Source organism: Micromonospora sp. NPDC006431, assembly GCF_042870725.1.
GTDB lineage: Bacteria > Actinomycetota > Actinomycetes > Mycobacteriales > Micromonosporaceae > Micromonospora.
This window is the reverse complement of the sequence record NZ_JBIAHQ010000042.1, coordinates 1-24,673: the sequence shown is the minus strand read 5'-3', so window position 1 is coordinate 24,673 and position 24,673 is coordinate 1. Positions and strand designations below refer to the sequence as shown.

The following is a 24,673-nucleotide window of genomic DNA, read 5'->3' as shown; positions in this document are numbered from 1 at the left end:
ACTTTTTGCGGGTTGTGGCGGCCCTCGTTCCCGAGGTGCGCTACGACTGCCTGAGCGGGACGGCACCCCGCGGACGGGTGGATCATGCTGGGGGATCCGAGGAAGCTGCTGCTCAAGGGTGAGGCGACGGGGCGCGCCTCGTTCCTGGAGCTCTTCTTCGACCTGGCCTTCGCCTTCGCGCTGACCCAGGTGGTGTCCGGGGGCGTGGAGAGCCTCACCATGGCTTCTGGCGTGCACGACTTCGGCATGAACGTGGTCAGCGCCGCCAAGGCGGTTTTCCTGCTGCTCGCCCTCTGGGCGGTCTGGCAGGGCACCGCCTGGACGACCAGCCGGTACGACCCGTATCAGCCGATGGTCCAGCTCGTCGTGCTGATCGCGCTGGTGTCCAGCATGGTGATGGGAGTGGGGACCTCGCGCGCCTTCCGCGACGCCGCAGCCACCTTCGTGGCTGGTTATGTGATCGCTCAGGTGAGCCGGCCGCTGCTGCTCGCCATAGCGCTGCGCGGCGACGAGCGGCAGCGACTCAAGGTGCGGATGTTGATCACCTACGCGGCGACGGCGGTCCTGTGGATCCTCGGCGCCCTGTTCGCGTGGTCCGGAACTCGATTGTTCTTCTGGGGACCAGCCTTGGCCATCGAGTATCTGGCCAACCGGTTCGGTTGGCCGGTGCCCGGCCTCGGCCGCTCGGCACCCGCCCAATGGTCCATCGCCGGCACGCATTTGGCCGAGCGGTACCAGCAGTTCTTCCTCGTGGCTCTCGGCGAGGTGGTGTTGGTCACCGGGCTGACCTACGTGAGCGGGGAGCGTTCCCTGGCGTCGACGGTGGCCTTCGCGGTCACCGTGGGAAAGTCGATCCTGATCTGGCGGATCTACTTCTACCGCGCCGGCCAGATCCTCGCCGAGGCGGTCCAGGCGAGCCCGGCTCCGGCACGCATCGGGCGGTCCGCCGCCGATTCCCACATGATCATGATCGCCGGTGTCATCATCATGGCGATCGGCTACGAGCTGGCGATCGCCCGTCCGCTCGGGCATGCCCCGCCCGTTTGGACCGCGGCGACCCTCGCTGGGCCGGCCGTGTACATGGTGGGCCGGTCCCGCTTCGAGCACGAGGTGTTCGGTCGAGTATCCCCGTCCCGGCTGGTCGCCATCGGTGCGCTGGTCCTGCTCTTCCCGGCGTTGCTCTGGGCGTCGCCGCTGGTCGTGCTGGCCGCAGCCGGGGTCGTGCTGACCGGGGTGGCCCTCGCCGACGCGAGGCGGGCGTGGGGCAAGCCGCCTGAGCCACCGGCGCCGCCGATCTGACGGGTTGCCCACCGGCCGGGCCGGCCGGTGCGCCACGCGGGGCGGGGCGCGGTCGGCCACCTGGCTGTCGAGTTGATCGCGGCGGCCCTGCCGGGCTCCGGCGTCGGCGGCGTCGCCACCGGCGCCCCACCGGGCTCGCCGGCCGATCTCTCGTAACACCCCTTTTGGGCGCTGCACACCTTTTACGATGGACTCTCAGCTCTCACATCTGCGTCGAGCGGTGCCGGAGGCCGCGGACGAGTTCCGAGGAGGCGGCGGTGGTCCAGGCGTACCCCCAGCCGCCGCCCCTGACGAGGAGCCGGCGGCCGTGGCTGCGGATCTTCCTGGTCGGCCTGGCCCTCTGGCTCGCCACCGTGGTGGTCACCTTCCTGACCGGTAACCCCGCCCTGGTGCCGACGCTGGTGCTGCTCGGCAGCTTCCTGGTGCCCGTGACGTTCGTAGTATGGGCATTCGGGCGGCGGGAGACCGGCGAGCTGACCCCGGGCCTGATCCTGAGCACGTTCCTCGCCGGCGGGGTGATCGGCGTGCTGGCCGCGTCGCTGCTCGAGTCCTACCTGCTGCGCCCGTCGTGGTGGCTGTTCCTCGGCGTGGGCCTCATCGAGGAGGCCGTGAAGCTCGGGGTGCTGGCGTTCCTGACCCGGCACATGCATGTGAAAGCGACCCGGGACGGCATCATCCTCGGCGCCTCGGTCGGGTTCGGCTTCGCGGCCCTGGAAACCGCCGGGTACGCGTTCACCGCGCTGTTCACCGCCCACGGGCTGTCGCTGACCCAGGTGGTGGAGACCGAGCTGCTGCGTGGCGTGGTCACACCGTTCGGTCACGGCCTGTGGACGGCGATCCTCGGCGGCGTGCTCTTCTCCTCCAGCACCCGCGAGCACTTCGTGATCACCGGGCGGCTCGTCCTGGCCTACCTCGGGGTGTCCCTGCTGCACGCGCTCTGGGACGCCATGCACGTGATCGCGCTGCTCCTGACGCTGCTGCTGACCGGAGGGACCCTGAAGCACGGCCAGCTGGTCAGGCCGACCGCGGGGCAGGTCGCGCTCTTCGCCGTACTGGACCTGGGAGGGCTGGCGCTCGTGGCGCTCGTGGGGCTGCTCTGGCTCTGGGCACTGGTACGGCACGCGCGCCGGGTGCGGCACGAGCCGCAGGTGCCGCGGTACGGGTGGCGGGTACCGATCCGCCCGCCCGGCTCCTGAGATCGCAACGCCACTGGGCAGCCGCTGCCCTCGCCAGCCCATGACGGGCGGCTTAATGTCGCAGCCGATCTGATCTTCCATCCGTGCGCCGATTCGAGGTCGCCGTGAACGCTCCTTGGGCGTTTCGCTGATAACAGGGTGACATCGTGCCCAACGAAAGGCCGCCTATGAATCGGGCAGGGCAAGCAATGGCCGTCGCCAGCACGGAGGACGACGCGACCATCATCGAGCAGTCGGCGCGAGAGCGTCTCTGGTCAGCTTAGTGATCCTGAGTCGGATGGAGTTTCCGGGATCGTTTCCCACCGTGGCGGGGATGCATGGGCGTGCAGGTGAAATCCCGCGCCCAGTGCTGCTCCGCGTGGCCGGTGACCGGTGGTGGGTGTGCTGATCGCGTTCACGCCCTGGTGCCGGTGGGCTGCGCGGGGCAGCCGGGTCCGGTCCGTTGGTGCGTGTCCCTCCGGACGCTTGCCCGCCAGGCCATGAGGTCTAGCGGGGGAGGGTGCCCTGCGTCGCCTGGGCGCGGGGCGTGTTGCCCTGTGCCGGGTAGGGCTGGTCTTCGACCGGTCCCCCCGACTGGTCCTGGTGATGACGGCTGTGGCTTCGACCTCGGCGACGACCGAGCGGATGACCATGTGCCCGCTGGTCTTGTCGATGACGGTCTTGCCCTGGTGGGTGAGGCCGCGGGCGGCGATCCGCCGCCAGGCGCCCTGGTCGCGGTCGCCCTGCCAGCCGCAGCTGCCCGTGTTGGGGCAGATGGCCCACTTCCAGCACGCCACCGTCGGCCTGTCTGGCGCTTTGCGATGCTGCAGCACCGTGAGGCACTGCGGGCAATGCTTGGACGTGTTCCGGGCGGGGACGGTGACCACGGCGATACCCGCCTCGGCGGCAAGGTGCCGCATCCGGTCGACGATCTGCCCGCGCACCTGCTGGGACAGGCGCGTGTTCAGGGTGGCGCCCATGCCCTTGGCTTCCATCGACCGCAGGTCTTCCACATAGATCACGGACGCCCCAGCGACGGTCGCCTGGTCCACCGTCCAGCGGGCGGCGGCCCAGGCGAGCGCGTTGTTCAGGTTCTGGCGGTGCTCAGACACGTGGCGGATCTCGTCGCGGAGCACCGCATGCTTACCGACGAGTTGATGCCGCTCGGCATCGCCGATAAGCCGCTGGTACTGCTCGGCCTTGGCGTGCAGCCGCTCACCGTGACGGCGCAGCCGGTGCTGCTTCGCGAGGACCCCGGCGGCCCGGAACTGAGCCCCAGCCCCCAACGCCGTGATCCAGCCGTCCTCCTGGAGTCGGAGGGCTCCGGCGGACAACAGGGTGTTCAGGCCCCAGTCCACACCGAGCGCCACCGCGTGACCGGCGCGGCGGGTTTTCGGTACGGCGTGGGTGAATGCCACATCGGCGCGCACCCTGCCACCCATGACACGGAGAGTGGGCAGGTGCAGCACCGCACCCGCAGGGACCGTGGGCGGCAGGATGATCGGACAGGCAACCCACGTCCAGTCCCCGTACGCTCGCGGATCCGGTCGTGAGGGCAACTGCAGCCGCAGTAGCGCTCTGCCCGGGTCGGCGTCGCTGCGTTCGAGGGTGGCCTGCTGCCGATCACACGCGGCCAGCAGCAGCATCCGCGGGATCTTCGGCGTGCCTTCGAGTTCGAACACGTCCACCGGCAGCCGGCCGTTGGCGTTGAGGAACGCGACGGCCTGCCGGGTCCGGCCCTTGATGACGCTGGACGGCAGATGCTCCCCGCCAGGGATCGACGCCCGAACCTGATCCCACTCGACGGGGGTGCGCTTGCGCGGATCGGCCGGCCAGGCCGCCAGGACCCCGGCGGTTACATCGGTACGCCACCCCGCCGAGCGAAGAGCACGCCCGGCCTGCTCCTGGACCATCCGCACGACCCGGTCATTGACCTTCACACCCTCCGGGGCGGTGACGGTCCACCCTAGGCGCCGCAGCGCCATCCACGCGTGCGACGGAAGTTTCCGGCCGCCCGCGTCCTGCCCGGAGGCCAACACCTGCACATCCGCGGCGTTCCAATGCTCACCGATCAGGGCGCCCACCATGCCCGCCACCAGATCGGCACACCAACCGACCCGCTGCGCAAGCACCGGCTGAGACAGCACCTCACCGGTCTCCTCGTCCACACCCCCACGCACCAGAGTGCGGACACCCGCGGTCCGGGCAACCTCGCCGTCGGCCAGCGGCAGCCTCCCACTCACCGGCTCACCGCCTCGACACCAATCCACGAGAACCGGCGCTCACGGTCGACCCACGTCACCGGAATCCTCCCCGATCCAACCCAAAGACCAAGCGTCACCAGGTGAACACACCCAGACGCTTCACGACCTTTGAGAGCCGAAGAAATTCCACACGATCAATCTACGATCACTAACGATTCCTAATCAAGTTGGTGAGCCTGAACGGTTCGCCGCGATCTTCGATCGGCACGCCCCCTACATCCAGCGGTACCTCGCTCGACGGGTGGGCCGGGAGATGGCCGACGATCTTGTGGCCGAGACGTTCCTCGCCGCGTTCCGCAAGCGGCAGCAGTACGACCTGCAGCGGCGCGACGCCAGGCCATGGTTGTACGGAATTGCCACCAACCTCATCGGCCAGCATCGCCGAGACGAGCTGCGCGAGCACCGCCTTCGGCAAGTCCTTGCGCCGGAAAGAGACGACGGGTCTGCCACCGACCGAGTCGCCGCCGATGTCACGGCCAAAGCTCTGCGCCCGTTGCTGACCGCCGCCCTGGCTGGGCTGGCCCCCGGCGATCGGGATGTGCTGCTCCTGATCGCCTGGGAGGAGCTGACCTCTGAGGAAGTGGCAGCGGCGCTGGGGATCCCGGCCGGCACCGTTCGGTCCCGACTGAACAGAGCACGCAGAAAGGTCCGCGACACGCTCGGCGAAACCGATCCCACCCTGACGTTTGAGGAGGTCCTTAGCAATGGATGACATGCAACTGGTCCGAGAGATGAGGCGGGACACGCCCCTCCTCGCAGCTGATGAGCTCGCTCCGGCCCGTGATCGCCTCGTCGCCGCGATGAGACTGGAGCGGACCGGCGATGAGGTGCCACCACGGTCGGTACGGCGCACCCGAGCGGAAGGAAAGCCCCGGACCATGCGGCGTTTCATGTTGGCCGGCTGGGCAACAGCCGGCATGGCCGCGGCGGTCGCTGCTGTGCTCGTCCTGGCTCCCGACAAGTTCGGCGGCGAGGTCCCGGCCGCCAACGCCCAGGCAGCGCAGGTCCTGAACAACGCGGCGGCCGCGGCGCTCAGGCTCCCGGATGTCGAGCCGCGCCCCGACCAGTTTGTTTACACGAAGAGCCAGCAGGGCGGATCGCCGCGAGAGATCTGGCAGTCGGTGGACGGAACCCGCGACGGGCTGGTCCGGCAGGCGCACGCCGGTGATGTGGAGAAAATCCCCCTGCCCGGTTGCCGGGAGGGGCGGGCCGCTGTCGTGAAGGGTGGCCGGGTTGACCCGCGGCGGACGGAGCCGTGCACGCCTCAGCCCGCGTACCTGCCCGATCTGCCGACCGACGTGGACTCGATGCTCGAATACCTGAACAAGAACCACAGCGGTGAGGCAGGCGATGCGAACGCCATGGGGAAGGACGTGCTCGCGCTCATCGGAGAGAACTACCTGCGGCCCCAGTCGCGGGCCGCGCTGTTCCAGGCGGCAGCGCGCATTCCCGGAATCAGGGCCGTGCCAGACGTGAAAGACGGGGCGGGGCGGCCTGGCATCGGGATCGCCTGGTCGTCACAGGGCAAGTCCGGCATGCTCGTCTTCGACGTCGACACCTATGCCTTCCTCGGTGTGGCCGACGCCTCTGCCACGTTGGCGGTCGCCGTTGTAGACAAGGCTGGTCAGCGGCCCTGACGTCCCAGAAAGTGGCACTGCCCGGCTGGTGAGGACCGGCCGGGCAGTATCCTGGCTCTGTTCAGTTGCCGGTGGGCAGGCCCTTCAGCATCTCGGCGAGGTCGCCGGTCTGGGCCGCGGGCGGCGTCTCGATGTTCACCGGCTTGCCGTAGTCGGTGTAGTTGACCGTCAGGTCGTTCATCGCGCCCATGATCATGTGCACCCGGCGCGGCTGGTACTGCTCGTCGACCCAGAGCTCGATCGTGATCTCCTTGACGCCCTGCTTGGCCATTTCCTTCTCGGCACCCGCCCGCGTCTCGGCGTCGAGCTGCCCGAGGTAGGTCGCCACCGGAGCGGTGAGGGTGTAGTGGACCGTCCTCGCCCCGTTTATCGTCTCCTCACCGACGACGGTGACTCCCTCGGTGGCGAGCAGCGTCTTGATCTGCTTGGTCGGGTCCACGTCCTCGAACTGCTTGGAGAAGTCCATCCCTGCCTGAGCGCCCATGGCGGACAGGTCCAGCTTCATCCAGCGCTTCCCACCCAGGCCCGAGCGTTGCGCCTCCGGCACCTCGACGTAGCACACCGCGCCGATCATTCGGACGATCACCGGGGTGCCGTCGGGGCCCGTTGTCGACATCTCGAGCTTGACCGGGTCGCCCAGGTGCATGACGCCCTGCATCGAGACCTTCTGGCCCGCCGCCGTGCCCTCCGCCGTCACGGCCACGGATTCGGCCTTGTCGGTGGTCTCGATCGTCTTCTGCAACGAACCCTTGAGATCACTGGCGAGCAGTTCCAGCACGCTCGGCTGCTTCGGCGCGTCCGGCGAGCCCGGCTTCGCGCAAGCAGTCACCGCGAGCGCTGTCAGGGCGGAGACCGCCAGAACACTGGTCTTCTTCCACAGTGACACGTGACAACTTCTTTCCCCGAAGAATTCTGGGGATCGCCCCAGAGACGGATGACACGCTATCCCAACCGATCAATCTCGAGACGGCACGTCGGCGGCGGCAGAGCCCGCGGCCGGTAAGTTTGAAATACGCGGATATGGTCCCCCATGCGCCGGATGCGCCGCCGCGCTCGCGTGGTCGGTTCTGACGAGGTTGGGGACATGGAAAGAGACACGCAAGGTCAGCAGCGGGTACCGCGACGGCGGGGGCGACGGCCGACGCATCCCGACCCGGATTCGGGCCCGGTGGGCGCCTTCGCCGACCGCCTGTTGCGGTTGAAGCAGGAGGCGGGCGATCCCTCGTACGAGGAGATGTCGGTGCGCCTGGGCGCGGCCGCCTCGAAGTCGTCGCTGGCCGCCGCGGCCCGGGGCCGGAGTCTTCCCAGTTGGGAGACGACCTGGGAGTTCGTGCGAGTGCTCGCCGTTGACCGGCTGGGCCACGACCCGGTGGACACCGAGCAAAAGTGGCGGGAGCGGTGGATGCAGGCCAAGGCTGCCGGGCATTCGGCGGACACCGCGTCGACGGCCGACGCGGTGCCGCAGCGGCCCGGGGCGTCGGAGGCGCCCCGGCCGGTCCAGGAGACGCCGCAACCCGAGATCAGCGAGGTCGAGGAGACAAGGCCGACCGGGGAGACCGACCGCACCGGCGACAACGCCGAGCGCGGCCGTGGACGGGCGGCTTCGGCCGCCGTCGAGCATTCACCCCGGCCGCGCGACCGTCGGCACATCGGCATCGCCGGCGTGGCTGCCACTATGGCTGCTCTCACCGGTGCCGGTGTCACCTTCGTCGTTCTCGATCGGCGGAGGGATGAGAGCGACGGCGGCGTGACCCGCGCGGTCGTCGCTCCACCCGATCATGACGACTCTCGATTCGAAGGCGACATCACCTATCCCGACGGGACTCTGGTGCCGCCGAACACCTCGTTCACGAAGATCTGGCGGATCCGCAACACGGGGACGGTGGTCTGGGCCAACCGCTCTCTGGCGCGGGTCAACGAAACCCCGTGCCAAGCGCCCGTGGCGGTCGCCATCCCGCAGACAATGCCGGGAGACACCGTGGACATCGCGGTTACCGTCCGGACCCCCGGCGAGCCCGGAAGCTGCAAGATCTACTGGAAGATGGCCGACGAGGACGGGCGGATGTATTTCCCGCTCAAGCGTCCGGTCTTCCTGGACGTACGGGTCGGCGGTTCGTAACGTCCGCGCCGACCCCGGCCCTTCTCGCACATCGGTCCAGTTGGTCACGAACCGCACGGTGAGGCGGCGAAGCCCTGCCGGTGCCGCATCGCACCGGCAGGGCTCCGCCCCCGTCCCGGAAGGGTCAGCCGCAGTTGGTACCGCGCTTGCCGCCCTCGGTGCCGCTGATGCGGCCCATCCAGTCCACGCACTTGCCCGCTGCCGACAGGTAGACCGGGCCGGCGTAGGAGGTGAAGTAGTTGCCCTCGTAGGCCGGCCAGTGGCTGCCGACCGGGTTGATGCCCAGGCCCACCTCGATGAGCACGGCCGAGCCGGCGGTGTTCCGCTTGGCGATCGCGCAGTTCTTGCCCGTGGACGAGCTGTAGGTGAGGAACACAGTTCCCTTGGTGCCGATCGGGGCGGAGTTCACGACGCTGTAGCCGGACCCGCACTCGCCTGCGTAGGTGGCTGCGTACGCCGGGGTGGCCGCGGCCAGCGCTCCGGCCATCGTGGTGGCGGTCAGGGCGACGGTTGCGGCGGTGGTCTTGACGAGCTTCATTGCAGTTTCCTCCGGTGCTTGCTGGTGGTCGGGTCAGCCGCAGTTGGTGCCGGTGCGGGTCTTGGTGGCCGTTCCGATGGTGCCGCCCCAGTCGACGCACGAGCCGGCCGCCGACACGTAGACCGGCCCGGCGTAGGTCGTGTAGTTGCCGCTGTCCTTCTGCCAGGTGGAGGTGCCGGAACGGCGGAGGTAGGCCTCCATGAGCGTGGCGGTCCCCGGCTTCTCCCGGATGGTGACGACGCAGTTCTTCCCGGTGGAGGAGCTGTAGGTCAGGTACACCGTGCCGCGGAGGTCGGGAAGGTCGATCAGGTTGACGACGCCGTAGCCGGAGCCGCACTGTCCGCCGTAGAGCGCGGCGTATGCGGGTGAGGCGTTGACCAGGGCTCCCGCCGTTGCGGCGGCCGCCGTGAGTCCCAGCGCGGCGATCTTCTTCGAAATGCGCACGAAGTTCCCTTTCTACTGTGGATTGCCGCGAATGACGCTGCCAGGCGGCGCGGGCCGGCACCAAGGGATCTTCGTCCAGTGATCTTCCAGTGGACTATTCGGAGAAATAATCGCCAGGTCGGCGGCTTGGTCGAGGCGGAGCGGCGCACGGCGCGGGAGCGGGTGGCGCTCGGCAAGCATGGACGCGGCGGGATCGGGTGCCCGGCTCCGGATAGCTCTCGAAGAACACTCAAAAGGCCTGATCCTGCCCGTCGCGCCATCCGAAAAAGGAGTGACAGCCGACGCTATGGTGTGACAGGGGGTAGTCGAGGCTGTCCGGCGGGTGACGGGCGGGCGTACAAGAGCGCTCCAGGCCTCAGGCATCGGTGGTGCCGCACAAACGGGGGGTAAGCATGTTCGAGCGGCTGGGCAGATTCGTCGTACGCAGAGCGTGGTGGGTGATCGGCGGCTGGCTGCTCGCGGCAGCCGCCATCGTCTTCACCACACCGTCGCTGAGCGACATCACCTCCGCCGATCAGGAAAGCTTCCTGCCGCACTCGTACGAGTCGGTGCAGGCCACCGAACTCGGCAAGAAGGCGTTTCCGCAGGCCGCCACCGCGACGGCGATCATCGTGGTCAAGCGCGCCGACGGGCAGCCGCTCACGCCGGCCGACGAGGCGAAGGTTGGCCAGCTCGCCCAGTCGCTCAAGGCCCGGAACATCGCGCACACCTCCGGCTACCTGACCGGCCCGCCGGCCGTGGCGCCCGACAAGTCGGTGCAGGTGGTGAACGTCGGCCTCACTTCGGTCGCTCCGGACGACCCGGCGCTGCTCGACGCCGTACGCGACCTGCGGGCGGCCATCGGTCCGGAGCTGGCGGGCAGCGGGCTGACCGCGGGCGTGGCCGGCGACGTGGCGAGCTTCGTCGACAACCAGGACACCTTCAACAAGGCCTTCGCCGTGGTCGGCGTCGCGACGATCATCCTGATCATCGGACTGATCTTGATCATCTTCCGCAGCCCCATCGCCGCGCTGCTGCCCGTGGTGGTCATCAGTGGGGTCATGGCCGTCACGAGCGGGCTCGTCGCCGCGGCGGGCAAGGCGTTCGATCTGAATGTGAGTCAGGATCTGCAGACGGTGTTGCTGATCGTGCTGTTCGGCATCGGCACCGACTACATCCTGTTCCTGCTCTTCCGCTACCGCGAGCGGCTACGTGCCGGTGACGACAAGGGCACCGCCATGGTCGTTTCCGTCGAGCGGGTCGGCGAGGTCATCACCTCGGCGGCGGGAGCGGTCATCGTCGCGTTCCTCGTGCTGCTCCTGGCCTCGCTGGGCTTCTTCGGGTCGCTCGGTCCGGCGCTCGCGATCGCCGTCGGCGTCATGCTGGTCACCTCCCTCACCCTCATTCCGGCCGTTGTGTCGTTGCTCGGCCGGTACGTCTTCTGGCCGTCGAAGGCCTGGCAGCGTGCCCCCAAGGCCACCATGTCCCACCGCCTCGGGACCGCGATCGGACGCCGGCCGGCGCTCGTCGCGGCGGCATCCGGCGCTCTGCTGGTCGCGCTCGCCGCAGGCGTGCTCGGCTACAAGGCCGACTACGACTTCAGCGCCGGCTTCCCGCAGGACACCGAGTCGGCGAAGGCCGCCGCGGACCTGCAGCGCGGGTTCGCCGCCGGTGCGCTCGCCCCCACCGAGGTCTACCTGACCACCGGCAACGGGTCGCCGCTGACCGAGCAACAGATCAGCGACTTCGCGGCGGCCGCGGCGGGCGCCCCGGGAGTGGGCCGGGTGCAGCCGCCGGAGCGCAGCAGCGACCCGAGCGTGGCCCGGGTCAACCTGCTGCTCAATGAGAACCCGGTCTCCAACAAGGCGATCACGCTGGTCCGCGACGACCTGCGCGACGCCGTGCACAAGGCGGCCCCGCCCGGCACCCGGGCGCTGGTCGGCGGCACCACCGCGATCTTCGCGGACATCAACTCGGCGAACAACCGCGACCTGTCGGTGATCCTGCCGGTGGCGGCCGGCCTGATCGCGCTCATCCTCGCCCTGCTGCTGCGCAGCCTCGTCGCGCCGATCTACCTCGTGATCGCGGTGCTGCTCAACTTCGCCGCCACGCTGGGCGCCACGGTCTACCTCTTCCAAGGACTGCAGGGCAAGCCGGGCGTCACGTTCCAACTGCCGATCATCCTCTACCTCTTCGTGGTGGCGATCGGCACCGACTACAACATCCTGATGATCGCCCGACTACGTGAGGAGGCGCGGGAGGGCAACGAACCACACGAGGCCGCCGCGATCGGCGTGGAACACGCCGGCCCGACGGTCGCCGCGGCGGGCCTGATCCTCGCCGGGACGTTCGGGGTGCTGATGCTCGCGCCGATCTCGTTCCTGCAGCAGATGGGCTTCGCGGTGGCGATCGGCATCGTGCTCTCGGCGTTCGTCATGTCGATGTTCTTCGTCCCCGCCCTCACCGCGCTCATTGGCCACAAGGCGTGGTGGCCGGGCCACGGCGACCAGCGGCCGGCCCGCGGCCGGCACGCCCCGCCGGAGCCGGCGAGCGTGAACGCGTAGCGGGGGAGCCCTCCTCACCAGGCGCAACGCCAAGCGGGGCAGGCCGGAAACACCGTTAGATCCCATACCCACCAGAATGCTGACGTTGTCGGCTTGGATCGGGAGGTCGGCCCGTGGGGCCTTTGGGATGGGTCGAGGAGCTTGATGAGCTCTTGCGGGTGGTGCGGCGGCAGGGATCGCTCGGGGAGGTCCTGCACTGGCTGGGGCGGCGAATCGGGGCAGAGGTCGCCTGGATCGGTGGCACGTCCACAGCCGAGGCGGCGACGGCCGGATTCCGCCGCACGATCCTCGCCGCGCTCGATGAGCAGTTGCGGCGCTTGGCCGTGGGGCGGTTGGCCGCGGTCACGACGCAGGTCGGCGGAGCGCACGTGCATCTCGAGGGATTCGGGGAGCGCGAGCCGCGTCCAGTCCTGGTCACGGTCAGCGCCGTGGAACTGTCGCGGGAGGCGGCGGCGCTGGCGTCGCGGGCCGGGGGGCTGGTGGAGCTTCTGGGGCGGGCACTGGCCGCCGACGACAGGCTGCGCGGGTACGAGGAGAAGGCGCGGCAGCTGCGGTTCGCGGTGCTGAGCGCGTTGATGGCGGGGGATGTCGCCCTCGCCAGGCGGATGACCGCCGGTGACGTGCCCCCGCTGCTGGGTGACGAGCGGGTGCGGGTGTACCTCCTGCACTGCCTTCCCGCCGACCGTGACCGGCTCGCCCGCGCCTACCAGGACGCCTCCGGTTACCACGGTCCGGGCCTGATGGTGCACTGCCCGTCATTCAGGGAGCACTTGATCTGCCCGATCGCGGAGGACTCCGGCGCCGGCGGGCGCCTCCAGCTGGATTCGGTGCTGCGGCGCCTGGTCAGGGAGAACTCGGCGTATGCGCTCGGGGCCAGCAGGCTGCATCCGCTTGACGCTACGGCCGCGGCCTATGGCGAGGCCCTGCACGCCTTGGCCGTCGCGCGTAACTCCCCGGAGCGTGTGGCGGCCTACCGCGGTCAGCCCTCGCTGGTGCACCTGCTGCCCCGCCAGGCGGCGGTCGGCTGGGCCCGCGCGTACGTGGCGCCCCTGCACGCCGTCCCGAAGCTCACCCTGGACATCACGCGCCTGGCCCTGACGTTCCCGCGCTCCGCAGTGGCACGCCTGCTGAACATCGGCCGTAACACCGTCGCCGCGCACTGCCGGCGGGCGGAGGAGGCGCTGGGGCTCGACCTCAGTGACGTCCAGGCCCGCGCCACGCTCGACCTGGCGCTGTCGCTCAGCAGTCTCCAGAGCGGCCCCCAGCCCGACCCGCCAGGCACCCAGCAGGCCGCGCCGAGCCTGGGCGAACTGCTGCGCACCCGGCCCGCGATGACGTGGGCGGAAACGTTCCTCCGGCCCCTGCGCGACGCGGAGCATCGTGGCGTACACCGCACCGTGCGGTCCTGGATCGAGGCCAACACCGATGCCCAGCAGACCGCCGCGCGCTTGGGTCTGAGCCGCAACACCGTCCGGGCGCACCTGCGCGTCGCCGAGCGCTCGCTCAACCGCGACCTGCTGACGACCGGGTCGGGCATCAACGACCTCGTCCACGCCCTCCGCGCCGTGAGTGGGCACCGTGCACAACCCGACGAGGAATCTGAGCACCGTGCACGGTAGCTCTGCGGAGTGCCCGCGCCATAGCGTCTCCCTGTCCGGATGAAGATCGAACTAAATCCAGAGAGGATGCGGTCCTTGAGGCGCATGACGGCGGTACTGGAGGGACTCGCGCGATCTCGGCGCGCGGTAGGTGGGGCCCTCGCTCTCGTGACCGCGGCGAGCGTGGTGCTCGCCGCACCAACGCCGGCCATGGCCGACGAGGATTGGTACGCCGAATGCTCCCGCGCGGATGTGAGTTGCCAGACCGGCGTCGAGGTCAAATTTGTGCCAAGCGACAAATGCGCGACGGCGAGCGCCGACAGGCACAACACGGAGGTCTGCATCCTCTACTACGGTGACAAAGTCTACGTCAGGGACCGCAAAACCGACACGCATTCGGCGGTTGGGGTAGTCACCTCCAGCACGGGCGATATCAGGCACCGGTATTGCCGCAACCCCCATGGATACGACACCTGGGCCGAGTGCAACTTTGACTGGACCGAGGACAGCACTAAAACCGTCTACGGCGGCTACCGGGTCAGCAATTCTGTCATATACAAGGAATATCTGTTTCCCTTCTCCGGTAACTGACCGTCATCAGGGCGTCCCGGCAGCCGTTGAAACGGCCTCCGGGACGCCCTTCCCGATCACGATGCCGCTGGTACCCGCCCGAGCGGCGAGGCCGCGACCGGCCGGACTGCCGGCCGGGCCAGGGCGCTCGGCCACCAGGTGCGGCGGCCGATGTGCAGGGCCAGCGCCGGGACGAGCAGGCTGCGGACGAGGAACGTGTCGAGCAGCACCCCGACGCCGATGATTACGGCCGTCTGGACGGACGGCACCAGCGGCAGCACGCTCAGCGCGCCGAACGTGGCTGCGAGGACCACACCCGCGCTGGTGATCACCCCGCCGGTCACGGTCAGCGCGTGCAGCACACCCTGCCGGTGCCCGAGCCGTGCCGTCTCCTCCCGGGCCCGGGTGCTGAGGAAGATGGTGTAGTCGACACCGAGGGCGACGAGGAACAGGAACGTCTGCAGCGGGATCCCGACGAACAGCTTCGGGTAGCCGATCGCGTCGAGGATCAGCCCGGCGGCGCCCAGCGCTGCGACGTAGGACAGGACCACGCTGGCCAGCAACAGCAGCGGCGCGACCAGCGCCCGCAACAGCAGCACCAGGATGACGAGGACGACCGCCAGCACCAGCGGCGCGACCAGGCGGTTGTCCCGGTCGACGGTCCGCTTCTCGTCGATCAGGTACGCGGTGTCGCCGCCGACGAGGGCCTGCGCGCCCGGCACGGCGTGCACCGTGGCGCGGAGCCGGTCGACGGCCTCGAGGGCCGCGTCGCTGTCCGGCGTGTCGGCCAGGACCGCGGCGATGCGTACCCAGCGGCCGTCCGGCGAGGGTTCCGGCGCGCCCACCTCGGCTACTCCCGGCACGGTACGGGCGGCGGCCAGCACCTGCTCGGCGGGTCCGGCGGCGGCCAGGATCTCGGCGGGTGCGACGGATCCCTTCGGGTAGTGGGCCTCGATCATTCGCTGGCCGGTGACCGATCCGACCTCCTTGGTGAACGACTCGTCGTGCGGCATGCCGATGCTCAGGTTCACCAGGCCGAAGCTCAACGCGACCAGCGCCGCCGCCGTGCCCAGCCACACCGCGCGGGGTCGCCGGCCGACGAACCCGGCGATCCGCCGCCACGCCCCGTGCTGGACCGCCACGTCGACCCCGATCGCGTCGGGGGAGTAGCGGGGCACGAACGGCCAGAACAGCCACCGCCCGAAGACGACCAGCACGGCCGGCAGCAGCGTGGTCATGGCCAGCAGTGCCGCGACGATCCCGACCGCGCCGACCGGCCCGAGCCCGCGGGTGGACGGCAGCTGCGCGGCGAGCAGGCACAGCAGACCGATCGCCACGGTCGCCGCCGACGCGCCGATCGCGCCGATCGACCGGCGCAACGCGACGGCCATCGCCGCGTGCCGGTCAGCATGCCGGCGCAGCTCCTCCCGGTAGCGGGCGATGAGCAGCAGGGCGTAGTCCACGCCGACGCCGAAGACCAGCACGGTCAGGATGCTCTGGCTCTGGAAGTCCACGGCCAGCCCGGCGTGCTTGGCCAGCAGGTACACCACCGCGCTGGCGAGCTGGTTGGCCAGCGCCACCGTGATCAGCGGGATCAACCACAGCACCGGGCTGCGGTACGTGATGAGCAGCAGCAACGCGACGGTGGCGGCGGTCGCCAGCAGCAGCGTGGTGTCCATGCCGGCGAACGCGTCGAACACGTCGTCCTCGCCGCCGGCCGGGCCGGTGAGCGCCGTCCGCAAACCATCGGGTACGCCGCTGGTCAGGCGGTCCTTGATGCCAGCGACCGCGTCGGCGCGCTGGTCGGCGTCCCCGGCGACAGGGAAGGACAGCAGCAGCGCCTGCCCGTCGTCGCTGGGCACCGGCGGGGACACCTGGCCGCCGTCGGCGTACCGGGCGAAGGTTGCCCGGTCGGCGTCGACCTTGGCACGGTCGGCGGCGGTGAGCCCGGCCTCGCGGACGTAGACGGCGACGGCCAGGGGTTTCTGCGAGTCCGGGAACGCCGCCTCCGCCCGCTCAACGGCCCGGCTGGCCTCGGCGGTGGCCGGCAGCGCGCCGAGGGCGTCGTTGTCCTGCACCTCGGTCAGCTTCAGCCCCAGCGGCCCCGCCGCCGCGACGAGGACGAGCCAGAAGACGAGCATCACGTACTTGCTGCGGCGGCCGGACGGCAGGCCGGCCACCTTTTGCCTGGTCGTGGTCATATCGTCGATCCTTCGGCCGGCAACGGTCGAAGACAGGAGTGCCAGGTCCCGAAGGCAGGTGGTGGTAGCACCACCGATTCCGATGGCAGGTTGGGCGGAAACCGGCGGTGTGCTGGCCTTCGCGCTGCCGGCGTTTGGCCTCAAGGGCGTCCTGCTCCGTACCCGGGAGAGCAACGGCCGGCGATTTTGATCCCACGCGCAACCTGTGGAGCCGGATCTGGCGTGACTATCTCGAATCGGGGATAGGAGGCTGGAATGAGCGATCGCGATACGGCGTTCGCGGAATATTTCGCCGCGAGGTCGGACGCGATGCGTGGCACCGCGTACCTGCTGTGCGGGGACTGGCACCGGGCGCAGGACCTGGTCCAGACCGCGTTCACGAAGCTCTACCTGGTCTGGAACCGGGTTGCCCGGCACGAGGTACTCGACGCCTACGTACGGCAGATCCTGGTCCGGACCTTCCTCGACGAGCGGCGGCGGGGCTGGTGGCGACGCGAACGGGTGGGCGCGGAGGACGCCGAACGACCCACACCGCCCGAATCGCCGGAGAACCGGTTGGTGATGCTCCAGGCGCTTGCCGCCCTGGCACCACGCCAGCGTGCGGTTCTGGTGCTCCGCTACTGGGAGGACCTGTCGGTCGAGGAGACCGCAGCGCTGCTGGGCTGCTCGCCCGGAACCGTGAAGAGCCAGGCGGCCCGTGGTCTCGAGAACCTGCGCGGCCTTCTACTGCCCGCCTACAGCACGATCGAGAAGGGGGAACGATGAACGGGGAAGAGTTGCGCGAGGCGCTCCGCCACGAGATGGAGGTCGTCGCCTCGCCGCCACCACTGGACACGGCCGCCGCGCTCGGCGCCGCACGGCGCGCCCGCGCGCGCCGGCGTACCGGGTGGGCCTGCGCCGGGTCCGCGACCGTGGTGCTGGCGGTCGCCGGCGTCGCGGCGGTCGGCACTGCGGGGGCCGGCACCCCGGGTGCCGGTACCGCGGGTGCCGGCGGCGCGAGTCCGACGGCTTCCGGGACGAAGCCCATTCCGGGCCCGTCCGGCAAGGCCAGCGCCGAGCCCTGGCCGACCGGGCCGGACGGCCGCCCGCAGGAGGACCGGACGGCGCGCGCGGGCACCCGGTACGACCAGGGGGTCCGGCTGCTCAACGAGCTCATCGCCGTGGTGCCGGCCGGGTACGTCGTGCCGGAGAACCCGGCGAACCAGTCCGTGGACGACGATCCGCCGCGCAGCAGCCAGGCCCAGTTCGAGGAGAAGGTGAACGGCGTCGACGTGTGGCGCTACACGTCCGCGGCCACCGTCGCCAAGGGAGACCGGACCGGGCGTGTGCTCGTCGAGGTGCACACTCGCGGGAACAAGCTCCCGACCGAGCCGTGCGCGCTGACCCGGCAGTTCTGGGGCATGCAGGGCCAGTGTCAGGTGGTGTCCGTCGGCAACGCGAAGGTCGGTGTGGTCGTCCGTCCCACCACCGACCGGCGCTTCGAACAGTGGTCGGCCTACCGGCACCGGGACGGGGCGGTCACCTTCGTCGCGCAGAGCCAGTTCTTCGGCAGTCCCAAGCGCGGGCTGGAGGAACTGCCGTTCACCGTGCCGCAACTGGCGGCTCTCGCCATGGACGAACGGTTCCACCTTCAGTGAGCCGGTGACAGCCGACGCTGTCCGTCGCGCGGGTCTCCTCGTCGGGCGGCCGCCAGAGGGTTCAGCCCTGGTGGTGCCCGGCGAGGAACGCGTTCCGGCTGACTTCTGAGGGGCCGGGCTCGGGATCGGTAGTGTGCCGCCGACGACTGTTGATCGGTGGTCCGGGACGGTCCAGGCAGCGGGTGGTGGTAGCACCACCGATTCCGGCGGCCGGGTGGGCGGAGAATGGGTGCCGTGGACAGCTCCGTACGCGCGGTCGTCTGGCGGCACCTCCGGCCCGGCGCGGTCGCCGCCGTGCAGGGCCTGGCCGTGGCCCTGCTCAGCTTGACCACCAACGTGGCGCTGTTCGTGCTGTCGGTGGTCTCCCTCGCGCTCATCCCCGCGTTCGGCATCGGGTTCGCGCTGTTCCCGGCGGTGACCGTGCTGGTGCGGGCGTCGCTGACGCTGCAACGGCGGCTGAGCCGGTGGGGTGGGGTGCCGATCGCGTCGCCGTACGGGCCGGTGCCCGCAGGCGCTGGGCTCGGCACCTGGCGGCGGTTCCGGTGGGTGGTGGCGGACCCGGCGACCTGGCGGGATTTCGCCTGGCTGATCCCCGGCGCGATCACCGGCGGCGTGTGCCTGCTGGCGTTCGTGCTGCCCGGGTACGGCCTCGAGGGCGTCCTGTTCGTGCCGCTGGTGCTCTACCTGACCATCGACTGGTACGGCTACGGCGTGTTCTGGCCGATGGACAACATCTTCAAGGCGTGGCTGGCCGCACCGCAGGGGTGGCTGCTCCTCGCCGGCGGGCTGGCCGCCGCACGATGGCTGATGTGGCTGCACTTCCGCTTCGCCGGCTTCTTCCTCAACCCCACCCGCGCGCAGGAACTGGCCCTGCGGGTCCAGCACCTCGCCGCCACCCGCGCCGACACCATCGACACCCAGGCCGCCGAGCTACGCCGCATCGAACGCGACCTGCACGACGGGGCCCAGGCCCGGCTGGTCGCCCTGCGGATGAGCATCGGTCTGGCCGAACAACTCCTCGCCGACGACCCGGCGGCGGCGCAGCGGCTGCTCAGCGAAGCCCAGGAAAGCAGCGGCCACGCCCTCGCCGAGCTACGCGACCTTGTCCGCGGCATCTACCCGCCCGTACTCGCCGAACGGGGCCTCGACGGGGCGGTGCAGGCCCTCGCCCTGGCCGTACCGCTGCCCGTGGACCTCGACGTGCAGCTGGCCGGCAGCCCGCCCGCGGCGGTCGAATCCGCGGCGTACTTCGCTGTCGCCGAGGCGCTCACCAACGTCACCAAACACAGCGGCGCTGGTCGTGCCTGGATCCGTCTGTCTTTTGAGAGCGGCTTGCTGACGATGGTGGTCGGCGACGACGGCCGCGGTGGTGCGACCGTGGACGCGGGGACCGGCCTGGCAGGGGTACGCCGCCGGCTGGCAGCCTTCGATGGCACGATGACCGTGACGAGTCCGCCCGGTGGACCCACCGTCGTGACCATGGAGCTGCCGTGCGAGTTGTCATCGCCGAGGATCTCGCCCTCCTCCGGGACGGGCTGACCCGCATCCTCGACGCCTACGGCTACAAGGTGGTCGAAGCGGTTGCCGACGGGCCGTCCGTGCTGCCGGCGCTCACCCGGCACCGGCCCGACGTCGCCGTCCTCGACGTACGCCTGCCACCCACCTTCACCGACGAAGGCCTGCAAGCGGCGCTCGCCGCCCGGGCGCAGCTGCCGGGGCTGCCGGTCCTTGTGCTGTCCCAACACGTCGAGCAGCTGTACGCGCGGGAGCTGCTCGCCGATCGCGGTGGGGGAGTGGGCTATCTGCTCAAGGATCGGGTGTCGAACGTTGGGCAGTTCATCGACGCGGTGCAGCGGGTGGCCGGCGGCGGGATGGTGATGGATCCGGAGGTGGTGTCTCAGCTGCTGGCCCGCAACGCTGGCCCTGATCGGTTGGGGGAGCTGACGGCGCGGGAGCGCGAGGTGTTGGGGTTGATGGCCGAGGGGCGGTCTAACGCGGCAATCGCGGGGCGGCTGTTCGTCACCGAGAAGGCGGTCAGCAAGCACATCAACAACATCTTCAGCAAGCTGGGGATGCCGCCATCGGAGGACGACAACCGGCGGGTGCTGGCGGTGCTCGCGTACCTGAACGGCTGAGACTCATGCGGCGGCTCTGAACACCCCGCGTCGTTGCCAGGAGACAGGGGCGATGGCGGGCGCTGGAACTGAGTCAGGCCGGTTATCGCTCAACCGGCAACAGCCGAGCATGCGCCCGTTGAGCGGCGCGAAGCGCGGACAGCTGGCTGTGGAACGGGCTATGACGGTTCTGGTCGAGGTTGAGCGGCAACACGCACGAACGGATCAGCTCCTCCTCAAGCTTCCACGGCTGATCCGTGGCGGTCCATACAACTTGTGCATGCTCGACCATCCAGGCCGTGAGCCGCTTCTCACCCTCTCGGCCAAATGTCAGCCGGTTGCCGCTACCGACTCGCCGCAGTCCGATCTCCAGCTCGTCGGCGAGGAGCGAACCGAGCGTCAGGCGCAGCGTCGAGCCAGCCGCGTTGCCCCGGTAGTGGTAGCGGATCCGGCTGCGGATCGTCTGCCGGCTCGGAGGGCGCCCATTGACGGGTGGTGCCTTCGGCGAGATGCCCACGTAGAGCAGCACCGCCCCATGCTGCTTGTGGCACCCGGCGACCGGCACCAGGCGTGGCAGCGACGTGAAGTACCAGGCGTAGACACCGGGAGCCGCAGGTATCGGGCAGTCCCGTCCACGGACCTCCTCAGCCCGACACAGTCGGGCGGGACGAAGCAACGCCTCCTCTGGAACCACTACTGCTCCTCGTATATGTCACGCGGCGATGGCTCGGGCGGCGGCGTACATGTCGGCAGGAAGTGGGTGCACCAGCTTCCAGATGATGCGCATCGGCCGGTCGCCAGTGTGCTCCTGGTACGTCATCGGCCCGGCGTACAGGTACGGCGGCACGCCCAGGTCGCGGTCGGCAGCCTTCGTCTCCCGGACAAACAGGTGCACCGTCGATCCCAGCTTCTCGTGGTTGATGTAGCGCTGCCCGGTCGCCGACGCCGACGCCGTGGTGCTCTGCGACTCCCACTGAAACAGCGTCTCCGTGATGGCCCGGTCCGCATACATCGTGGTGGGGGAGTAGTGCTGCTCCGACTTGACGAGGGTGACGAAGAAGAGGTCGGCCTGCTCGTTCGGCAGCCACTTCACGCCCTCCCGCAGCGATCCCGGGTTTGGCATACCGAACGCCGCACACGCTTCATTGCGGGTGTACCGGGCATGCACCCGCAGCGGCACCTGGCCCAGCCCGACGGGCTCGGTGACCCGGTGGATCCGCTCCCGCAGCACGTCGGCGAGCTGGTGAAGCTCAATGCAGCGGGCTGGCTCGGCCCAGAGCCGCGCCAGCCGCTCGTCCCGCTGCGACAGCGGCACGTTCGGCCCCCACAGACTGAAGTGCAACATGTCGAGCAGCCGCCCATCGGACACCGGCCCGCCGGCTGCCACCTGCTCCCACAACGCCAGCCGGTCGAGGTCGTCGGTGTGCAGCATCCGGCCGATCGCCCGGCTCAGCTCCCGGTCATCCGCCCCCGGCGCCGACGTCTCCACCCCGGCGAGCCGCCGCAAACCAGTCCAGCCGCCCAGCGTCACCGACCGATACACGTCCTCGACCTCCAGGCGGGTGTCCCGCAGGAACTCAACCAGGGTCACGTCCCCAAGCTGCCGCAGCTCAGCCACCATGCTGTTCTTCGAGGATGGGACCGCCCGCTCCAGGTTGCGAAGCACGACTTCCTTGGCGACCCGGTCCAACTCGATGTGGCATCCGCTGGGCAGCGTCGGGAAGTCCTGGTCGACGGCGTCGTGCACCTCTCGGCGGCTGACCCCGGTCAGCGCCCGCCAGCGAAGATCGAACCGGAAGTTGGCATGCTGCCCGCCGATGAAATCGAGAACGGTCAGGCAGGGCTTGTCGTCGTCCAGGCGCAGCCCACGGCCGAGCTGTTGAAGGAAGATCGTGGCGCTCTCGGTGGGCCGCAACAGGAAGATCGTGTCGACCATCGGCAGGTCGACGCCCTCGTTGAACAGGTCGACGGTGAAGAGGACGCGCAGCTTGCCGGCCTTGAAGTCCCTGATCAGCGCATGTTGCTCCGGTCGATTGACCTCCGAGGTCACCGCCGCCGACGGGACCCCGTGGCGGGTGAACCACTCCGCCATGAACTCGGCGTGCCCGATGCTCACGCAGAACCCGAGCGCCCGCATCCGCCCCACGTCGACAAGCCGCTGAGCGGCCCGTAGCACCAACCGCGCCCGCGCCTGGTTGCCGGTGTAGAGGCCTTCCAACTCCGATCGGTCGTAGCCCTGCCCGCGCTTCCACTGAACATGTGACAGGTCCACGTCGTCGTGCAGTCCGAAGTAGTGGAAGGGCGCCAGCAACTGCCGATCCAGTGCCTCCCGTAAGTGCAACTCCACGGCCGCGTGTCCGTCGAACCACCGCCGCACGTCGCGGCCGTCGGCCCGGTCGGGAGTCGCCGTCAATCCGAGGAGTACCCGTGGCCGCAGCCGTTCCAACAATCGGGCGTACGTCTTCGCCTCGGCGTGGTGGAACTCGTCCACGATCACCATGTCGAACTGCTCGGGGTCGATCTCCTGCCGATGCAGCGACTGGATCGAGGCGAAGACGTGTCGCCACTCCTTCGGCTTGTCTCCGGCGACCAGCGTCTCGCCGAAGCTGCCGTCCCCCATCACCTGCCGGAACGTCGACCGGCTCTGCCGCAGGATCTGCTCCTGGTGCGCCACGAACAGCACCGAGTCGACCTCTCCTGCCTTGTGCAGACGGCGGTAGTCCAACGCCGCGACCACTGTCTTGCCGGTGCCCGTGGCCATGACGACGAGGTTGCGCCAGCGGTCGTGCACCCGTCGCTCGGCATCCAGGTCGGCAAGAATCTCCGCCTGGTATGGGTACGGACGCACGTCCAGGTTGGCGATCTCGGTTGGTGCATCGTCGGCGCGCTCGCCACGCAGCGCGTACCCCAGCCGCTCGCCATCCTTCGTAGGGTCGTATGCCTCGAACGCCGGGTCGTTCCAGTAGTCCTCGAAGGTGGCGGTGAACGTGTCGATGACGTGCGGCTGCTCGACGTTCGAGATCCGTACGTTCCACTCCACCCCGTCGACCAGTGCCGACTTCGACAGGTTCGAGGAGCCGACATACGCGGTGGTCATGCCGTTGTTGCGGCGGAATAGCCACGCCTTGGCATGCAGGCGGGTGGTCCTGGTCTCGTAGGAGACCTTGATGTCGGCGCCCAACTCGGCGAGCCGGTCGAGGGCTCGTTGGTCCGTCGCGCCCATGTAGGTAGTGGTGATGACGCGGAGGTGGCCGCCGCGGTTGATCAGCTCACGGATGGCGGGCTCGATGAGGCGCAGGCCATGCCACTTTATGAACGCGCACAGCAGGTCGACGGAGTCGGCTGAGGCCATCTCGTAGGTGACCTCGTGGCCGATGCGGGGCTGGTGGCGGCCGTTGACCAGCAGCGCGCCGACCGAAAGCGGAGTGTTCGGCCGTTGCGGGAAAGTGGCGGTCGCGGGTGGGGCGGGGGTGGCGGCGATGGCGTACAAGAGCCTGTGTACATCGGCGATCTGGTCATTAGTGTCGACCGCCTGGGGATCGATGGCAGCAATCCTTGCGGCCATTTGGTTGGCCACCTCAACCTGGCGGGCGACGCTATTTTCTCCGCCCGACACACCGAGCAGGGCGCGGCGGGTGATGGCGGCGATGTGCCGAGCGAGGATCTCATGCGCTTCGGCGGAGTCCAGGGGTTGGTGTTGGATCAGCGCTGCGTCATGGCGTTGAAGCTGTTCCGCGAGTTGCTCGGTGATCAGATGCTCGTAGAGCCCCCACTCCAGGTAAGCCATCCGGGCAAGGTACCGGCTTGTCGCCGATGCTGCCTGGCCCAGAAGGGGCCGGTGGCTTGTCGGGTGCCTGACAGTTCACCCTTCAACTGCTGCCAACTGGCGCAAGGTTCTCGTCCCACGTCTGTTGAGTCTCCGGCTCTCGAACCGGTGCGGTTCGTGGCCCTGACCTGCAGCGCGGCTGCATAGCCGATAGGTGTACAGCCGACGCTCGGCCGTCAGCTGGGCCGATGCTTGGAGGATGTTCATGCGGTCCAACCGAGTCCGGGTCTGAACCCTTGGGGGTCCCACTGCCAGGACTCTAGCCGGTAGTGTCCCTGGAACACCTTGTGGAGGTGAGGGGACGATGACTGCTGCCGCGAGTGCGTGGATTGCGTTGACAGCGGAACCAACTCGTGTTGTGACATTCGCGAGGTTCCTGCTCGAATCTGTGGGTGGTGGCCGGCCATGAGGAACGCCCTGCGCCTTTCAGCTAGATGGCCCGACCTGCCTTAGCCGCGCTGGTTTGCCTGTTTGCTCATCTGTCTGAGAGCCAGCAAGGACATGAGCAATCTTGCGCAGAACGCCTCAAGGCAATCCCGGGATTCGTGGGATTCGCGTTGGGTTTAATGCCAAGCGTGGGGCCGCTCTGATCGGCGAGCTGCGGTAGCAGCTTCAGAGCCAAAGCAAAGTCGGTTGATTATGGCCGGGATGCGTTGAGCAGGGCGGGGATGAGCATTTTGTCGGCGTGGTGGCGTTCCATGACTTGCT

At 69.3% G+C, this 24,673-nt stretch carries 19 protein-coding genes; 12 read left to right on the top strand and 7 right to left on the bottom strand.

Features of this window, described 5'->3' with window-relative positions:
• Positions 1–84 precede the first annotated feature (84 nt).
• A complete protein-coding gene (locus tag ACFYM6_RS34395; protein ID WP_387281649.1) occupies positions 85–1,299 on the top strand; it encodes a low temperature requirement protein A in 1,215 nt (404 codons plus the stop codon).
• A gap of 257 nt (positions 1,300–1,556) precedes the next feature.
• Positions 1,557–2,495, top strand: coding sequence for a PrsW family intramembrane metalloprotease (locus ACFYM6_RS34390; protein ID WP_387281648.1), 939 nt, complete (start codon positions 1,557–1,559; stop codon positions 2,493–2,495).
• 254 nt (positions 2,496–2,749) lie between these two features.
• Here ACFYM6_RS34390 and ACFYM6_RS34385 read toward each other — a convergent pair whose 3' ends face one another.
• A complete protein-coding gene (locus ACFYM6_RS34385; protein WP_387281647.1) occupies positions 2,750–4,717 on the bottom strand; it encodes a zinc ribbon domain-containing protein in 1,968 nt (655 codons plus the stop codon).
• Between the two features lie 154 nt (positions 4,718–4,871).
• Between ACFYM6_RS34385 and ACFYM6_RS34380 the strand changes: the two genes are divergently transcribed.
• Positions 4,872–5,450, top strand: coding sequence for an RNA polymerase sigma factor (locus tag ACFYM6_RS34380; RefSeq protein WP_387281657.1), 579 nt, complete (start codon positions 4,872–4,874; stop codon positions 5,448–5,450).
• Positions 5,443–6,375, top strand: a complete 933-nt coding sequence (locus ACFYM6_RS34375) for a CU044_5270 family protein (protein ID WP_387281646.1) — start codon at positions 5,443–5,445, stop codon at positions 6,373–6,375. Before ACFYM6_RS34380 ends, ACFYM6_RS34375 begins: the two co-directional genes overlap by 8 nt.
• A 61-nt stretch (positions 6,376–6,436) precedes the next feature.
• Here ACFYM6_RS34375 and ACFYM6_RS34370 read toward each other — a convergent pair whose 3' ends face one another.
• Complete coding sequence (locus ACFYM6_RS34370) at positions 6,437–7,261, bottom strand: hypothetical protein (RefSeq protein ID WP_387281645.1); 825 nt, start codon at positions 7,259–7,261, stop codon at positions 6,437–6,439.
• Positions 7,262–7,543: 282 nt separating this feature from the next.
• Here ACFYM6_RS34370 and ACFYM6_RS34365 point away from each other — a divergent pair, with 282 nt between their 5' ends.
• The gene (locus tag ACFYM6_RS34365; protein WP_387281644.1) at positions 7,544–8,494 is read left to right on the top strand and encodes an NBR1-Ig-like domain-containing protein; all 951 of its coding nucleotides are present in this window, start codon (positions 7,544–7,546) and stop codon (positions 8,492–8,494) included.
• Positions 8,495–8,618: 124 nt separating this feature from the next.
• On the opposite strand, the gene ACFYM6_RS34360 is transcribed toward ACFYM6_RS34365, so the two are convergent.
• Both ACFYM6_RS34360 and ACFYM6_RS34355 read right to left on the bottom strand, forming a co-directional pair.
• Complete coding sequence (locus tag ACFYM6_RS34360) at positions 8,619–9,032, bottom strand: spore-associated protein A (RefSeq protein ID WP_387281643.1); 414 nt, start codon at positions 9,030–9,032, stop codon at positions 8,619–8,621.
• Positions 9,033–9,065: 33 nt separating this feature from the next.
• Positions 9,066–9,476, bottom strand: coding sequence for a spore-associated protein A (locus ACFYM6_RS34355; RefSeq protein ID WP_387281642.1), 411 nt, complete (start codon positions 9,474–9,476; stop codon positions 9,066–9,068).
• Positions 9,477–9,868: 392 nt separating this feature from the next.
• Between ACFYM6_RS34355 and ACFYM6_RS34350 the strand changes: the two genes are divergently transcribed.
• The 3 genes from ACFYM6_RS34350 to ACFYM6_RS34340 all read left to right on the top strand — a co-directional run bounded on the left by ACFYM6_RS34350 (position 9,869) and on the right by ACFYM6_RS34340 (position 14,208).
• Positions 9,869–12,019, top strand: coding sequence for an MMPL family transporter (locus ACFYM6_RS34350; RefSeq protein ID WP_387281641.1), 2,151 nt, complete (start codon positions 9,869–9,871; stop codon positions 12,017–12,019).
• Positions 12,020–12,177: 158 nt separating this feature from the next.
• Positions 12,178–13,638 (top strand): helix-turn-helix domain-containing protein, encoded by a 1,461-nt coding sequence (locus ACFYM6_RS34345; RefSeq protein ID WP_387281656.1) that lies wholly within the window; start codon positions 12,178–12,180, stop codon positions 13,636–13,638.
• Positions 13,639–13,785: 147 nt separating this feature from the next.
• The gene (locus ACFYM6_RS34340) at positions 13,786–14,208 is read left to right on the top strand and encodes a hypothetical protein (protein ID WP_387281640.1); all 423 of its coding nucleotides are present in this window, start codon (positions 13,786–13,788) and stop codon (positions 14,206–14,208) included.
• A 56-nt stretch (positions 14,209–14,264) separates the two neighbouring features.
• Here ACFYM6_RS34340 and ACFYM6_RS34335 read toward each other — a convergent pair whose 3' ends face one another.
• A complete protein-coding gene (locus ACFYM6_RS34335; protein WP_387281639.1) occupies positions 14,265–16,388 on the bottom strand; it encodes an MMPL family transporter in 2,124 nt (707 codons plus the stop codon).
• 255 nt (positions 16,389–16,643) lie between these two features.
• Between ACFYM6_RS34335 and ACFYM6_RS34330 the strand changes: the two genes are divergently transcribed.
• The 4 genes from ACFYM6_RS34330 (at position 16,644) to ACFYM6_RS34315 (ending at position 20,160) form a co-directional block, all read left to right on the top strand.
• Complete coding sequence (locus ACFYM6_RS34330) at positions 16,644–17,153, top strand: SigE family RNA polymerase sigma factor (RefSeq protein WP_387281638.1); 510 nt, start codon at positions 16,644–16,646, stop codon at positions 17,151–17,153.
• On the top strand, positions 17,150–18,025 hold the full coding sequence (locus tag ACFYM6_RS34325; protein WP_387281637.1) for a hypothetical protein: 876 nt from the start codon (positions 17,150–17,152) through the stop codon (positions 18,023–18,025). Before ACFYM6_RS34330 ends, ACFYM6_RS34325 begins: the two co-directional genes overlap by 4 nt.
• Before the next feature lie 225 nt (positions 18,026–18,250).
• Positions 18,251–19,564, top strand: a complete 1,314-nt coding sequence (locus ACFYM6_RS34320) for a histidine kinase (RefSeq protein ID WP_387281636.1) — start codon at positions 18,251–18,253, stop codon at positions 19,562–19,564.
• Entirely contained in the window at positions 19,516–20,160 is a 645-nt protein-coding gene (locus ACFYM6_RS34315) for a LuxR C-terminal-related transcriptional regulator (RefSeq protein ID WP_387281635.1), read from the top strand. Before ACFYM6_RS34320 ends, ACFYM6_RS34315 begins: the two co-directional genes overlap by 49 nt.
• 82 nt (positions 20,161–20,242) lie before the next feature.
• Here ACFYM6_RS34315 and ACFYM6_RS34310 read toward each other — a convergent pair whose 3' ends face one another.
• On the bottom strand, positions 20,243–20,833 hold the full coding sequence (locus tag ACFYM6_RS34310; protein ID WP_387281634.1) for a GIY-YIG nuclease family protein: 591 nt from the start codon (positions 20,831–20,833) through the stop codon (positions 20,243–20,245).
• An 18-nt stretch (positions 20,834–20,851) separates the two neighbouring features.
• Positions 20,852–23,926, bottom strand: coding sequence for a DUF3427 domain-containing protein (locus ACFYM6_RS34305; protein WP_387281633.1), 3,075 nt, complete (start codon positions 23,924–23,926; stop codon positions 20,852–20,854).
• Positions 23,927–24,673: the final 747 nt, after the last annotated feature.

What these genes read in the sequence shown, in the direction of transcription:
- ACFYM6_RS34395 (WP_387281649.1), top strand. Translation starts at nt 85, where the DNA reads ATGCTGGGGGATCCGAGGAAGCTGCTGCTCAAGGGTGAGGCGACGGGG.
- ACFYM6_RS34375 (WP_387281646.1), top strand. Translation starts at nt 5,443, where the DNA reads ATGGATGACATGCAACTGGTCCGAGAGATGAGGCGGGACACGCCCCTC.
- ACFYM6_RS34360 (WP_387281643.1), bottom strand. Translation starts at nt 9,032, where the DNA reads ATGAAGCTCGTCAAGACCACCGCCGCAACCGTCGCCCTGACCGCCACC.
- ACFYM6_RS34350 (WP_387281641.1), top strand. Translation starts at nt 9,869, where the DNA reads ATGTTCGAGCGGCTGGGCAGATTCGTCGTACGCAGAGCGTGGTGGGTG.
- ACFYM6_RS34335 (WP_387281639.1), bottom strand. Translation starts at nt 16,388, where the DNA reads ATGACCACGACCAGGCAAAAGGTGGCCGGCCTGCCGTCCGGCCGCCGC.
- ACFYM6_RS34330 (WP_387281638.1), top strand. Translation starts at nt 16,644, where the DNA reads ATGAGCGATCGCGATACGGCGTTCGCGGAATATTTCGCCGCGAGGTCG.
- ACFYM6_RS34325 (WP_387281637.1), top strand. Translation starts at nt 17,150, where the DNA reads ATGAACGGGGAAGAGTTGCGCGAGGCGCTCCGCCACGAGATGGAGGTC.
- ACFYM6_RS34320 (WP_387281636.1), top strand. Translation starts at nt 18,251, where the DNA reads ATGGGTGCCGTGGACAGCTCCGTACGCGCGGTCGTCTGGCGGCACCTC.
- ACFYM6_RS34305 (WP_387281633.1), bottom strand. Translation starts at nt 23,926, where the DNA reads ATGGCTTACCTGGAGTGGGGGCTCTACGAGCATCTGATCACCGAGCAA.